General features: G+C 37.8%; 11 protein-coding genes and 1 pseudogene. 8 read left to right on the top strand and 4 right to left on the bottom strand.

Going from position 1 to position 13,864, the window contains the following annotated elements; genetic code table 11:
- Positions 1-50: 50 nt before the first annotated feature.
- On the top strand, positions 51-311 hold the full coding sequence (locus tag MKJ01_RS00430; RefSeq protein ID WP_241610884.1) for a GlsB/YeaQ/YmgE family stress response membrane protein: 261 nt from the start codon (positions 51-53) through the stop codon (positions 309-311).
- Between the two features lie 70 nt (positions 312-381).
- Here the strand turns inward: MKJ01_RS00430 and sppA are convergent, their stop codons facing one another.
- Positions 382-2,139, bottom strand: a complete 1,758-nt coding sequence (gene sppA, locus MKJ01_RS00425) for a signal peptide peptidase SppA (protein WP_241610883.1) — start codon at positions 2,137-2,139, stop codon at positions 382-384.
- Between the two features lie 19 nt (positions 2,140-2,158).
- Between sppA and folK the strand changes: the two genes are divergently transcribed.
- The 5 genes and pseudogenes from folK (at position 2,159) to fmt (ending at position 8,158) form a co-directional block, all read left to right on the top strand.
- Positions 2,159-2,572, top strand: coding sequence for a 2-amino-4-hydroxy-6-hydroxymethyldihydropteridine diphosphokinase (gene folK, locus MKJ01_RS00420; RefSeq protein ID WP_241610882.1), 414 nt, complete (start codon positions 2,159-2,161; stop codon positions 2,570-2,572).
- Between the two features lie 16 nt (positions 2,573-2,588).
- A pseudogene (locus MKJ01_RS00415) lies at positions 2,589-3,644 on the top strand (OmpA family protein); the annotation flags it as partial.
- Between the two features lie 46 nt (positions 3,645-3,690).
- Positions 3,691-5,127, top strand: a complete 1,437-nt coding sequence (locus MKJ01_RS00410) for an OmpA family protein (RefSeq protein ID WP_241610878.1) — start codon at positions 3,691-3,693, stop codon at positions 5,125-5,127.
- 79 nt (positions 5,128-5,206) lie between these two features.
- Positions 5,207-7,108: an ATP-dependent DNA helicase RecQ gene (locus tag MKJ01_RS00405; protein WP_241610876.1), complete on the top strand. Its 1,902-nt coding sequence runs from the start codon at positions 5,207-5,209 to the stop codon at positions 7,106-7,108.
- A gap of 102 nt (positions 7,109-7,210) precedes the next feature.
- Entirely contained in the window at positions 7,211-8,158 is a 948-nt protein-coding gene (gene fmt, locus MKJ01_RS00400; RefSeq protein WP_241610874.1) for a methionyl-tRNA formyltransferase, read from the top strand.
- A 106-nt stretch (positions 8,159-8,264) separates the two neighbouring features.
- Here fmt and ribB read toward each other — a convergent pair whose 3' ends face one another.
- Positions 8,265-9,386 (bottom strand): 3,4-dihydroxy-2-butanone-4-phosphate synthase, encoded by a 1,122-nt coding sequence (ribB, locus tag MKJ01_RS00395; protein WP_241610872.1) that lies wholly within the window; start codon positions 9,384-9,386, stop codon positions 8,265-8,267.
- A gap of 66 nt (positions 9,387-9,452) precedes the next feature.
- Positions 9,453-10,457: an LLM class flavin-dependent oxidoreductase gene (locus MKJ01_RS00390; protein WP_241610871.1), complete on the bottom strand. Its 1,005-nt coding sequence runs from the start codon at positions 10,455-10,457 to the stop codon at positions 9,453-9,455.
- A 175-nt stretch (positions 10,458-10,632) separates the two neighbouring features.
- On the opposite strand from MKJ01_RS00390, the gene MKJ01_RS00385 reads away from it, so the two are divergent.
- Positions 10,633-11,079, top strand: coding sequence for a hypothetical protein (locus tag MKJ01_RS00385; RefSeq protein WP_241610870.1), 447 nt, complete (start codon positions 10,633-10,635; stop codon positions 11,077-11,079).
- Between the two features lie 38 nt (positions 11,080-11,117).
- Here MKJ01_RS00385 and MKJ01_RS00380 read toward each other — a convergent pair whose 3' ends face one another.
- Positions 11,118-13,244 (bottom strand): helix-turn-helix domain-containing protein, encoded by a 2,127-nt coding sequence (locus tag MKJ01_RS00380; protein WP_241610869.1) that lies wholly within the window; start codon positions 13,242-13,244, stop codon positions 11,118-11,120.
- A gap of 89 nt (positions 13,245-13,333) precedes the next feature.
- Between MKJ01_RS00380 and MKJ01_RS00375 the strand changes: the two genes are divergently transcribed.
- Positions 13,334-13,762, top strand: coding sequence for a hypothetical protein (locus tag MKJ01_RS00375; RefSeq protein ID WP_241610868.1), 429 nt, complete (start codon positions 13,334-13,336; stop codon positions 13,760-13,762).
- The last annotated feature ends 102 nt before the right edge of the window (positions 13,763-13,864 follow it).

The raw sequence follows: 13,864 nt of genomic DNA, 5'->3' as shown, positions 1-13,864 counted from the left end.
TTAAATTCAAATAATTAAATCACACATTAACATTAAAAAAATTTACGACTATGGGAATTCTAACGTGGATTATTTTTGGCCTGCTGGCCGGAGCACTTGCTAAAGCAATAATGCCTGGAAAACAGGGAGGCGGAATGCTTATCACTATGATTTTAGGAATTATCGGTGCTTTTATCGGAGGAGCAATCGGAGTTTATGTACTTCACTGGGGAGATGTAGATTCTTTCTGGAATTTCAGAAGCTGGATTCTGGCAATCGGAGGCGCACTAATTGTTCTCTGGATTTACGGAATGGCAACGAGGAAGGCCTAAATTTTAAGCTAATAAAAAAACGGCGGATTTGAAATTTCAAATCCGCCGTTTTTTATACAATATAATTTAGTTAGTTCATTTTAACCTGGTAAGGCATTTCCATTTTCACTTCAGATTGCAGCTTTCTTTCTTCCGTCACTTGCTGAAGGATTTCGTAATTGGATTTTCCTATTTTATTTTTAATCAGCCTTGCTGAAATTTCGTCTTCATTGAAATCTTTGAAAATCTGTTCAAACGGAGACATCCTTTTTGGATAAGAAGACACATTATACGATTTTAAACCGGCTTTCTGAGCGGCAAACTTTACAGCATCGTCCAAAGTCCCCAATTCGTCCACAAGACCGATCTGCTTGGCTCTGGTTCCGCTCCACACTCTTCCACCCCCTACACTGTCGATCTGTTCAAAAGTCTGTTTCCTGTTCTGGGTAACAAAATGGACAAATCTTTTATACGTCCCTTCTACACTTCTCGTAATCATGCTCACACCATAAGGACTCACGCCATTTAACGAAGAATAATACTGAGAATTGGCATTAGTGGCTACAATATCAGCACGTATACCATTTTTATTGGCTATATCTTTAAAGTAAGGAATAACCCCGAACACTCCGATGGACCCTGTAAGTGTGTTAGGCTCTGAATAAATTTTATCAGCTGCCATGGCAATATAATATCCGCCTGAAGCTGCGTAATCCCCGAACGAAACAATAAGCGGTTTCTTCTTTTTCAGTTGCTGAAGTTCAAACAAAATTTCATCCGAAGCATTAGCACTTCCACCCGGAGAATTAATCCTGAAGACAACTGCTTTTACTTTATCATTTTCCTGCAGATCCTTAATGTATTTGATGTATTTTTCAGACTGGATATCATTATAAGAATCTCCTCCGTTAATAGATCCTGAAGCATATAATACGGCTACTTTATCGCCGGACTTCTCATCAGCAGAATAAGAAGCTATATATTTCCCTAATGAAATCTTACTCACTTTTTCATCATCCTTTATTCCTAATTTTGACTTAATCAACTGGTCATACTGGGTCTTTTGAATCAGTTTATCGGCTAACTTGTATTTCAGTCCAAGCTCTGGAATCATTCCGTACAAACTATCAACCACTGTTCTGAACTGGGCGGTATCAATTTTCCTGGAAGATGCTATTTGTGATGAGGTATTTTTCCAGATATCATTAAGTAGCGTGCTTAACTGCTCTTTGTTTTCAGGAGAAATATCATTTCTTAGAAAAGGTTCTACTGCAGATTTGAATTTTCCGTGACGGATCACTTCAATGCCAATGCCATATTTATCTGCAAAATCTTTAAAAAAAGCAACCTCTGTAGCAAGCCCTTTAAGTTCAATTAATCCTGCAGGATTCAGATAATACTGATCTGCTACAGACCCCAGATAATATGATGACTGCGAAACTGCATTCCCATAAGCATAGACAAACTTGCCGCTTGTTTTAAAATCTTTTATGGCATTCCTGAGATCGTCGATTTGGGTAATCCCTGCATTCAGCTGATCCGCTTCAATACTGATCCCTTTAATATTATCATCTGTCTTTGCTCTTCTGATGGCTTCAACCGCATCATAAATCAAAACATTTTTATTCTGTTCACTGATTTCAAACAGCCCTCTCTGCTCTTCAGTGGGACTGTCTATTATATTGGTCTTTAAATTAATGGTAAGTACGGAATTCTTTTTCACCACTACAGACTTTTCATTTCCCATAGCGCTGAAGACCAGCATTATGATGAAAAAGAAGAAAAATACGACACCTATTATGACAATAGCCACTATATTTGCCAGTACATTTTTAAAAAAGCTTTTCATAAATCAATCATTTAACAATATGTCGCAACATAAAGCAGTTTTGTTACTGGGAAGTAACCTCGGAGATCAAAAAAAAAATGTAGAGATGGCTCTCGAAATGTTAAAAGACGGTGGAAATGAAGTTATACGGGTAAGTGAGTTCCTAATGTCCCAACCCGTAGAATTTGAAAGTTCTAATATTTTTTGTAATATTGCAACGATAATATTAACAAATCTTTCGCCAGTGCAACTGCTTGATTTTGTTAAAAATATCGAAATTAAAATGGGAAGATTACATGATTCCAGGGACGGAGGATATACCGATAGAATCATAGATATTGATATTATCACTTATAATGGTCTGATATTTGTATCAAAGAGGTTGGAAATACCACACCGGAAACACTTGTTTGAAAGAACATTTTCCGGAATACTATTAAAAGACTTTATTTAATCTAAAAACATACTGTATGAAATTAGGTTTATTATTATTGGCAGCTCTTCCTATTGCTACTTATGCGCAGGATAGTATTGCCGTCACTTCAAATGATACATATCCAAACACATTCTCTTCAGGTTCTGCGAATGTTTCCCCGTTTACCAATAAATCAAAAAGATTTAATGACTGGGCAATTTCAATAGGCGCCGGGGTACCATTGGTACAACATGCAGAATTAAGATCCATAAAACACGGCAAAGATGTTTTCGGATATTCTGCTTACATCAGTATTGACAAAGCAATTACTCATTCCTTCGGAATAAACCTTCAGTATGACAGAGGAGAAACAAGGCAAGGATGGTTCAACACCAAGGATCCTGTACCTACGAATCTTCCGGCTAATCAGCAGATAGCAGGTAGAACACAATATGACGCGATCTCCGTATTGGGAGACGTCAACTTCTCTAACCTATTGAGAAGAGTGGACAATCATTCTCCTTACAGATGGGCTTTACACGGGTATGCAGGGGTTGGTACCTTAGCGTATAGAGCCTATCAGAAAACCACTGCAGGACAGAGAATGATGACAGAAATAAAACCGTTCAGTGCTGGTTCATTGTTTGGTCAGGCAGGTGCTGGCGTTAAATATAAAGTAAGCCGTGTACTTGATCTTGAAGCCAGAGCTATGTATGTGGTTACAGGTGATGATACATTTGACGGTGAAGCAAGAAGTACTTCAGCTAATCAAACTACAGGCAAAGTTTCGGACAATTTTTTCAATGCAACTTTAGGAGTTTCGTTAAAACTTGGAAAACATGAATCTCATCTAATGTGGCATGATCCACTTCAGGAAGCCTATTACAAAATAAATGTTTTGGAAAACAAAGATGCTGAATTTGTAGTATGCGAGAAAGGAGATCTGGATAATGACGGTGTTTGCGACGACTGGGACAGACAGCTTGATACTCCTGCAGGAGCAAGAGTTGACGGAGCCGGTGTTGCATTAGATATGGACCTTGACGGGGTTATCGATTTATATGATAAATGCGTAACTGTTCCAGGGCCTGTTGAAAACAACGGATGCCCGACTAAATAATAACTAATCATTTAATTAACTAAATAAAGAATACACTATGAAATTAAGTTTAGCAATTGTTGCATTTGCACTGGCTGTACCTACAGCAAGTTTTGCACAGGACTCAACTGCGGTAGTTTCAAACGGAGAATATCCAAATACATTCTCTTCAGGTTCTGCAAATGTTTCCCCATTTACCAATAAATCAAAAAGATTTAATGATTGGGCGATTTCAATAGGTGCCGGGGTGCCGTTAGTGCAGCACGCAGACCTAACATCCATAAAACATGGAAAAGATGTTTTTGGTTATTCTGCTTATGTAAGTATTGATAAAGCAATTACCCATGCTTTCGGAATCAATATTCAATATGACAGAGGAGAAACAAGACAGGGATGGTTCAATACCAAAGATGCTGTGCCGACAAACCTTCCGGCCAGTCAGCAGATAGCGGGTAGAACACAGTATGATGCGATCTCCGTATTGGGAGACATCAACTTCTCTAACCTATTAAGAAGAGTGGACAATCATTCACCTTACAGATGGGCTTTACACGGGTATGCAGGAGTTGGTACATTAGCATATAGAGCCTATCAGAAAACCACTGCAGGACAGAGAATGATGACAGAGATCAAGCCATTTACTCTTGGTTCATTATTTGGTCAGGCAGGTGCCGGGGTTAAATATAAAGTTAACAGAAGACTTGATCTTGAAGCCAGAGCAATGTATGTGGTTACAGGAGATGATACATTTGATGGAGCAGGAAGAAATACAAACAACAAAGTATCTGATAATTTCTTCAATGCAACTTTAGGAGTTTCGTTAAAACTTGGAAAACATGAATCTCATTTAATGTGGCATGACCCACTGCAGGAAATCTATTACAAGCTTGATGTATTGGCTAATAAAAACCAGGATATCGAAGTTTGTAAAAAAGGAGATCTTGATAATGACGGTGTTTGCGACGACTGGGACAGACAGCTTGATACTCCTGCAGGAGCAAGAGTTGATGGTGCCGGTGTGGCTCTTGATACGGACCTTGACGGAGTTATCGACCTTTACGATAAATGTGTAACTGTTCCTGGCCCGGTAGAAAACCAGGGATGCCCTACAACCGCACCTGCAACAGGTGGACCGGTAGAAGAAAAAGAAACAAAATTAGACGGAATTGAATTTGATTTGAATTCTGACAGAATTTTACCTTCTAACACCCCTATCCTGAATAATGCTGTTAGTTATATCAATTCTTCAGCCGGATCTTACACGGTAGTAGGAGCTACTGATACAAGAGCTTCCGAAGCTTATAACCAAAGGTTATCTGAAAGAAGAGCGAATAATGTAAAAAATTACCTGATCAAGAACGGAGTTCAATCCGATAAACTAAATTCAGTAGGTAGAGGTAAAAAAGACCTTAAATATCCTGAATGTGATCCTGCTACTAAATGTCCTGAATGGAAAAACAGAGCAAACAGAAGGGTTTACTTCGAAGCTAAATAATAATTAATTTTATTAATAAATAGTAAAGTCACGCCGTGCGTGACTTTTTTTGTTGGTATAGTTTCATTATTTTTATGCCATGATTTCCCAGCAAGATTTTCAAGAACTAAAATTTAAAACCTTACAGTATTTCTGGAGATATGATCATTTCCGCGATTCACAGGAAGAGATCATTGACTCTGTGATTAATGAAAAGGATACACTTGTGCTGCTCCCTACAGGAGCCGGTAAATCGCTCTGCTATCAGTTACCGGCATTATTGAAAGAAGGAACCTGCTTAATCATTTCCCCACTTTTGGCATTAATGAAAGATCAGGTAAACCAGTTGAAAGCAAGAGGGATAGAAGCCGAATACCTGTCATCCGAACTGGACGAATATGACGCAGAAGGTATTTATGACCGCTGTAAAGAAGGATTGACAAAGCTGCTTTATGTTTCGCCGGAACGATTGACAAACAAACAGTTTTTACAAAATATTGAAGAAATCCAGTTATCATTTATTGCGGTAGATGAGGCACACTGTATTTCAGAATGGGGCCAGGATTTTCGTCCCAGCTATCAGAATATAAAAAATTTCAGAACAAACAATCCGAAGATTCCCTGCCTTGCACTAACGGCAACCGCTACTCCAAAGGTCCTGGAGGAAATTAAATTAAAACTGGAACTCAAAGACCCTAAAGTTTTTCAAAAAAGTTTTAAAAGAGAAAATATAAGGATTTTCACAGAAGAAGTTTCTGACAAATTCCAGAAAATTTATGACATCCTGAAATTTACGGAAGAATCAGGAATTATATATGTAAGAACAAGAAAAGAAGCTGAACAGCTTACCGAGTTTTTAATTAAAAAGCAGATGAAGAATGTAGATTTCTTTCATGCAGGCCTGACGACAAAAGAAAAAAATGCCAAACAGAACATTTGGAATAACAGTGACCGGCATGTCCTTATTTCTACCAATGCTTTTGGAATGGGAATTGACAAAGATAATGTACGCTTTGTTATTCACTATTCCCCTTCGCCTTCTATTGAAAATTACTATCAGGAAATCGGAAGGTCCGGAAGAGACGGCAAAGACAGTTTTGCTTTCCTGCTGTGGAATAAGCAGGAAATTATAAATTTTGACCAGATCTTAAAGAACCAGATTCCTAATAAAGCTGAATTTTTAAAGATCATTACTTACCTCTACTCTATTTTCCAGGTAGCAGAATTTGAGATGCCGGAGAAGGTTTTTCAACTCAACGCAGCGGGTATTCAGAATTTTACAAAATTATCAAATGCAAAAATTAAAAATGTTTTAAATTTCCTTCACAACCAAGAAATTATTTATTTCAATGATCATAAAAGCCTTTCTTCACTACAGCTGTTGATGCAAGCCCATGAAATTGACCAATTGCCTCATAAGGATGCTTATTTTATTGAATTGATGCTTCGTACGGTTTCCGGAATCACTACCCATAAAGTGATGTTCAGCGAGCAGCAGGTAAGCAATAAAATCGCGGTCAGTATCCATCTAATAAAAGAAAGATTAAAAGAACTGCAGCAAAAAGGTTATATAGAATATGTTGACGGAGCTTTATCGAGCATTAAATTTTTAAAACCGAGAGATGAAAGGGTAAATAATTCTGCATACTGGAAATTGTTTGAACACATCCAAAAAAATAAAATCCAGAAATGGGAAGAAATGAAATTTTACGTTGAGGACAGTCAGTATTGTAAAATGAAACTGATCCTGACCTATTTCGGAGAAAAAAAATCAAAGAACTGTGGCCAGTGTTCAGTGTGTGAAAAAAACAAGCAGTCTATTTTCGGTAAAAACATTTCAAACCAGATCATTAACCTGTTGGCAAAAGGCCCCTCAACCATTGAAGAGCTTTCCATCCAGCTAAGCTATCATGCTAAAGAAAACATCCTGGAAAACCTGATTTTTCTGCTTGATTCCGGAAAAGTAAAAATGCTGAATTTCAGAACATATGCATTGGCATAGTGGCAAATCATTTACACCATCTGATTGTTTTTACGGATAATTTTTATAACCTGCCAGTCGTATTTAATTTTAAACTTTTAATAAAGACCTTATCTTTGTGCCATGAAATCATTAAAAGTCGTATTCTTAGGAACTCCGGAATTTGCCAAGACATCGCTGGAAGCTATACACAATTCTCATCATGAAATTGTAGGCGTAGTCACCGTTGCCGATAAAGCCAGCGGACGCGGACAGAAGATCACCCAGTCGCCGGTAAAAATTTTTGCAGCAGAAAATAACCTTCCCATTTTCCAGCCTGAAAAATTAAGAAATCCTGAATTTTTAGAAGCACTGAGAAAATTGAATGCCGATGTTTTTGTAGTGGTTGCTTTCAGAATGATGCCCAAAGTTCTTTTCGAAATGCCTAAAATGGGAACTTTTAATCTTCACGCTTCTCTCCTTCCGGATTACAGAGGAGCAGCTCCTATTAATTATGCTGTTATCAACGGTGAAGAGAAAACAGGGGCTACCACTTTTTTTATCAATGAAAAAATAGATGAAGGAAATATCCTGCTTCAGGAAGAATTAATGATTTTACCTGATGAGAATGCCGGAAGCCTTCATGACAGGCTCATGGAAATGGGAGCCAAGCTGGTGGTAAAAACATTGGACGGATTAGCTGAAAACTCAATTATTGAGAAACCACAGCCTGATGTTGGGCAGCCTAAAAATGCTTTTAAAATATTTAAGGAAGACACCAGAATTGACTGGTCTAAAAACTCAAAAGAAATCCATCAGTTTATTTTAGGAATGTCACCTTATCCTACCGCCTTCACAACCTTAAAAATAGGAGAAGAGGAAAAGGGCCTTAAAATATTTGCCGGTACTTTTCAAACTGTAAAACATGAACAGCCCGCAGGAAGCCTCGAAATTTCTAAAAATGATTTTAAAATTTATACCAGAGACGGAATCTATTCTCCTTTTGAACTGCAGCTGGAAGGTAAGAAAAGAATGAATATCAAAGACTTCCTTAATGGGTTCAGGAATTATGACGAAATAAAAATGGCCTGAGTAGTCTACTAGGCCATTTTTATGAATTGTCAACACAATAAGGGGCTTCTTCGTCAATTTTATTGAATCTCAAAATTGAAATCGAAGCGAATTATTTATTTCTGTTCTATAGTTGTACCATCTCTGTTACCTCAACATCGTAACCTGCCACCTGAGGTTTGATGCTTGTATTCTGAGTGATCACTTTAAACTTGTTAATGCCCAGATTCTTCAAAATTTGGGTCCCGATCCCATAATCCCTGTAATTGTAGGCTAAAGTAGGATGCTGTTGCTGACCGTCCTGATAATTCAGGAACTGCTGTAATTTTCTTAATGTATTTTCAGAACTGGAAACATTATTGATAAAAATAATAGCTCCTTTCCCAGCTTCATTAACCATACGAGTTACTTTCTCCAGTAACGGTTTCTCACCGTTATTCAGTCTTGTCAATACATCAAAATAAGAATCTGAAGACTGGACTCTTACTAGAACAGGCTCATCTACTGCCCATGTTCCTTTTGTCAGTGCAAAATGGATCTGCTCATTGGAAGTCTCTCTGAAAGCAAAGAAATCATATTCTCCATAAGCGGTTTTTACTTTTCTTTCTTCAATCCTTTCAATCAGGTTTCCTTTCTTCAGTTGGTAATGAATCAGATCTTCGATCGAAACAATTTTCATGTCATGTTTCTGTGCAAATGCATATAAATCAGGTAAACGAGACATCGTACCGTCTTCATTCATGATTTCACAGATCACTCCACCTTCTTTTAAACCTGCCAGACAAGTAAGATCAATAGCTGCTTCCGTATGTCCGGCTCTTTTTAAAACACCTCCTTTTCTTGCACGAAGCGGGAAAATATGGCCCGGACGCATAAAATCGGTCGGTTTGGATTTTTCATCCATCAGAGCCAGGATTGTTTTTGCCCGGTCACCGGCAGAAATTCCGGTAGAAGTTCCGTTTCCGAGAAGGTCAACAGATACCGTAAAAGCAGTTTCTTTAGGATCACTGCTGCGGCTTACCATAACATCCAGCCCTAATTCGTCACACCTCTTTTCAGGAAGCGGCATACAGATCAGCCCTCTCCCGTGAACAGCCATAAAGTTGATCAGTTCAGGAGTGGTGAGTTCTGCTGCACAAAGAAAATCACCTTCATTCTCTCTGTCTTCATCGTCTACCACTATGATTATTTTACCATTTTTAAGGTCTTCGATAGCCTCCGGAATAGTATTTAATTTAATATCGGACATTTTTACTTAAATTTTGGCAAAGATACTTATAAAAAAACGCATCTCCCAATTTATATAAACGGTTTGTTACACGCTCAATACAGAGTCTTTGGCATTTCTGAAAATATGATAAGACTCCAGTCTTTTCTGATGATCGTAAATATGGGAATTGATCATCAGTTCATCTACATTGAACTGTTCCTGAAAACTTTTCAATTTTTCTTCAATTTCCGTCTGATCTCCTATAAAAGTATATCTCAGCTTTTGCAATACCATTGATTTCTCCATCGGCGACCAGATATTATCCATATTGTCTACCGGCGGAGCGAAAGGTTTCCTGTCGTTTCTTACGATATTAATGAAAGCCTGGAATAAAGTCGTTGATATTTTATGGGCTTCTTCCGAAGTTTCTGCGGCTACTCCATTCACGCACGCAATGATGTATGGCTGGTCTAAATATTGTGAAGGCTCGAAATTCTGTCTGTAAATATTAAATGCCATTTCCATCTGCTCCGGCGCAAAGTGTCCTGCAAAAGCGTACGGAAGCCCTAATTCTGCAGCCAGGAAAGCACTGTCTGTGCTGGATCCTAAAATGTACAGTGGAATATCCAGGCCTTCTCCCGGAATGGCACGAACTAAAGCATCCTTATTATCTTTAGAAAAGTATTTCTGTAATTCTAAAATCTGTCTTGGAAACTGCTGATTAATAATCGCAGGATTTCTCCCCAGGGCCTGAGCCGTTAATCCATCCGTACCGGGAGCCCGTCCCAAACCAAGATCGATTCTTCCGGGAAAAAGAGATTCTAAAGTCCCAAACTGTTCTGCAATAACCAGTGAACTGTGGTTCGGAAGCATGATTCCGCCCGATCCCACTCTTATTTTTTTTGTTCCGTTGGCGATAAAACCGATTAAAACCGAAGTAGCGGAACTGGCAATGCTTTCCATGTTATGATGCTCGGCAAGCCAGAATCTTTTATAATCTAAATTTTCAGTATGGTTTGCTAAAGATAAACTGTCCTGAAAAGTATCATGAACAGTTTTCCCCTGTTTTACGGGAGCAAGATCCAATACCGATATTTCAAAATTTTTCATATTATTTATTTTAGTTTCAAAAACTAAGCAAATATAAAACTAATAAAATTCATTAGTTACTTTTTGTAATTGATAGGATTGATAGTGTAGTTCAGGAAAAAACTATTAGAAAATTTAAACAGTATTAATATGTTTTACTTCTAAATTTATTAATATTTATGAATTATTCAGAATTATGAAAACCAAAATCATGTACATCGAAAACAAATCTTCCGGTCATCACGGACCTGCCTGGATTGGTTTTGTAGAATTTTCAAAATCCGGACAAACTGTGTATTTTAATGGTAAAGCTTTAAAAAAACTTAAAAATCCGGGAATCAATGCGAATCATTTTGATATCGATACCGGAGAAGAATATTGGATTTCAGGAATCAAGAAAAACGGGCACAACAGACATTGGCTTGGAGGAGGAAAAATTATGATCGATAAAAATTCTATTGATGACTATTTAAAACTGGTTGACTCTAAGAGTATTAATGAAAAAAAATTTACAATAATTGAATTTGCTGAAACAGATAAAATTAAATTTAATGAAATTGAAAATATCGAAGTTGAATTCATGGACAAAGGTCGGCATACCTGGTATTGGGATAATAACAAAAGAAAACTCAGTAGTATTTAAATAAAAGCAGATTCAAAATGATTGAATCCGCTTTTATTTTATTTCCCTTTCTCCTTCAGATAATTAAAATGATTAATCAGAATACGGATTTCATTGAATTCAAATTCATTAGGCAGTACATTTTTCCACTCCGTTAATGTTTCTTTAGGGTTTTTATAAAACTGCTCTTCAAATGCTTTGATTTTATCTGAAGTAATCACGCGTGAAATATCCAATAAGCCCTGTTCTGCAAATTTTGCCAGGTGGCCGATGACCGTTTCTTTCACCAGACCTCTTTCCAATGCAATTTCCCCAATTGTCTTTCCCTGTTCAAACAATTGGAAAGTAAGGACCTGAGACGGCACTTTTGCAATTTTCATGCTGACTTCCTTATCATTTTTCTCATCCAGCAATTTGGTTTCCAGCAAATGGATTTCCTTTAAGCTGTTCAGGTATTCTTCAATATCTTCAAGCCAGACCCGGAAATCGTCATTATATTGTTTTAAACCTTTTGCCCCTTTTATTTCGGCATAAAATTCCTTTAAGGGACTGAACACCTTATCACTGATTTCAGTAAAAAAGAAATTAACCGCACCCTTAGTTTTGCCTTCGATTTCTAACCATTCTTCTTTCTGTTCAATAAAATTAGTGACTTTCTGAAAAATTATTCTTTCCAGTTTTTCAAAGATCTTTCCGAGGTTTACAATTTCAGGTTTTAACTGATGATATAATTGTTTTGTTTTGAGATGATCGAGGTTTTTCGTAACAATTGAAAGATTATTCCAATCTTCCACTTCTTTTAAAAGCCATTGGGAATCCACTGTACGAAGCACTTTCCTGATGCTGTAATCGTATTTTTCTTTATTGAGGATCGCTTCCACATGATCATTGGCATGGGTTTCACCCTGGAATTTAAGAATTCTGTTGTCTTTAAAAATAACTTCAGGCGTTATTTTAGATTTTAAAACAATCCCTTCCAGTGTCCGGCACCGTGATAAGGCCACATACACCTGTCCAGCCGTAAAACTCTTTCCTGCGTCAATAATCACCCTGTCAAACGTCAGTCCCTGGCTTTTATGGATCGTTACCGCCCACGCCAGTTTTATCGGAAACTGCTCAAAGCTTCCAAGTACTTCTTCTTTGATATTTTTGTCTGTATCCAGGAAATATTTTTTCTGTTCCCATACTTCCCGCTTCACGGTAATTTCCCGCTCGCTTCCATCAAGAATTACTTTGATTTCATTTTCATCCAGAGCAGAAATTTCACCCAGCTTCCCGTTAAAGTATCGCTTCTCACCGGAGATATCATTCCGGATAAACATAATCTGAGCGCCGATCTTCAGATCTAAGAACTGCTCGTTCGGGAACTGATTTTCCTTAAACTCACCAAAAAGCTTAGCCTCATAAGTTTTGGGGGAAATTTTAATTTCATCCAGTTTCTGCTGGTTGATATCATCCGCCATTTTATTATGTGAACACAGATAAACGTATGGCTCATCCCCGGAATTGAATTCAGGATCATATCTTTCGTTTAAGTGATCAAAATTAATATTCGCAATATCACCGTCGCGGATGGCATTTAATATTGTTAAAAAGTTTTCATCAGACTGGCGGTAGACTTTTGTCAGCTCGATGGTGATTAAAGGAATCTCCTTGATGGCATGGCTGTCAAAAAAGAACGGGGAATTATAGTATGTTTTTAAAACGTGCTCGTCTCTTACCACCGGTGGAAGCTGATAAAGATCTCCGATAAACAGCATCTGAACCCCTCCGAACCGCTGGCTATTCCTCCTGATAAACCGTAATGAAAAATCCATCATATCCAGAACGTCTGCCCTCAGCATCGAAACCTCATCAATAATAATCACTTCCACTTCACGAAGAAGCTTAAGTTTATCCTTGCGGTACTTAAAATGCGGCATCAGGTCGGCAATATTATTAGCCACGCTGGTGTCTATCCGTTCATTTGTGGGCAAAAAAGTCCTGAGAGGAAGGCCAAACATCGAATGAATGGTAACGCCTCCCGCATTGATGGCAGCAATTCCTGTCGGAGCTACAACAATGTGTTTTTTTCTCGTCTTTTTTACGAAATCATTCAGGAACGTAGTCTTTCCCGTCCCTGCTTTTCCCGTTAAAAATACGCTTCTGCTGGTGTGTTCTATTAAGTCAAAAAAATGATTGTTCATCGTCGTCAAAAATACGAAAATGAAATGTAAATTTTTACCTTGGCATAGGTTTTGGAAATTCTTTTGCGTAATAAGAGAAAAAATAATTTATGAAAATTTCTGTATTGACAGTTTGCGTAGCTCTTTTTGTGACGTCTTGCTCTTCAACGAAGAATGTTGATGCCAATCTCCCGAAAGATGTGTCTGAACGCCCGCGTGACGAAAACAGCCAGAAATATGATCAGGCGCAGTTGGATCTCCTGAAAACATCTATTGAATCCGAAATCTCTAAAGAAAAATGTACTGACGCCAGCGAATGGACTTTTGCCCCAATGGGTGCCAAAGCCTGCGGTGGACCTCAGTTCTTTATTGCTTATCCTAAGAAAATAGAAACAACCATTCTGGCCAAGATCAATGACTATACCGAGAAAGTAAAAGCGTTCAATCAGAAATACGGAATTATGTCCGACTGTATGATGATTATGCCGCCCGCCTCTATTCAGTGTGTCAACGGAAAAGCAGAGCTTGTTACTTCATAAAATAATTCCTGTTATGTAAAGTTCTTCAATATAAAAATCAGCTTCAGCAGAATATCTGCTGAAGCTGATTTTCAATTTTCTAATGATGATATCTGATGAATA

Origin of the sequence: Chryseobacterium sp. SSA4.19 (assembly GCF_022601875.1) — a bacterium.
In the GTDB taxonomy this organism is placed as follows: Bacteria; Bacteroidota; Bacteroidia; order Flavobacteriales; family Weeksellaceae; genus Chryseobacterium.
Note: the sequence above shows the minus strand (reverse complement) of the source record. Positions and strands in the feature narration are given on the sequence as shown.

What these genes read in the sequence shown, in the direction of transcription:
- MKJ01_RS00430 (WP_241610884.1), top strand. Translation starts at nt 51, where the DNA reads ATGGGAATTCTAACGTGGATTATTTTTGGCCTGCTGGCCGGAGCACTT.
- sppA (WP_241610883.1), bottom strand. Translation starts at nt 2,139, where the DNA reads ATGAAAAGCTTTTTTAAAAATGTACTGGCAAATATAGTGGCTATTGTC.
- folK (WP_241610882.1), top strand. Translation starts at nt 2,159, where the DNA reads ATGTCGCAACATAAAGCAGTTTTGTTACTGGGAAGTAACCTCGGAGAT.
- MKJ01_RS00410 (WP_241610878.1), top strand. Translation starts at nt 3,691, where the DNA reads ATGAAATTAAGTTTAGCAATTGTTGCATTTGCACTGGCTGTACCTACA.
- MKJ01_RS00405 (WP_241610876.1), top strand. Translation starts at nt 5,207, where the DNA reads ATGATTTCCCAGCAAGATTTTCAAGAACTAAAATTTAAAACCTTACAG.
- fmt (WP_241610874.1), top strand. Translation starts at nt 7,211, where the DNA reads ATGAAATCATTAAAAGTCGTATTCTTAGGAACTCCGGAATTTGCCAAG.
- ribB (WP_241610872.1), bottom strand. Translation starts at nt 9,386, where the DNA reads ATGTCCGATATTAAATTAAATACTATTCCGGAGGCTATCGAAGACCTT.
- MKJ01_RS00390 (WP_241610871.1), bottom strand. Translation starts at nt 10,457, where the DNA reads ATGAAAAATTTTGAAATATCGGTATTGGATCTTGCTCCCGTAAAACAG.
- MKJ01_RS00385 (WP_241610870.1), top strand. Translation starts at nt 10,633, where the DNA reads ATGAAAACCAAAATCATGTACATCGAAAACAAATCTTCCGGTCATCAC.
- MKJ01_RS00380 (WP_241610869.1), bottom strand. Translation starts at nt 13,244, where the DNA reads ATGAACAATCATTTTTTTGACTTAATAGAACACACCAGCAGAAGCGTA.
- MKJ01_RS00375 (WP_241610868.1), top strand. Translation starts at nt 13,334, where the DNA reads ATGAAAATTTCTGTATTGACAGTTTGCGTAGCTCTTTTTGTGACGTCT.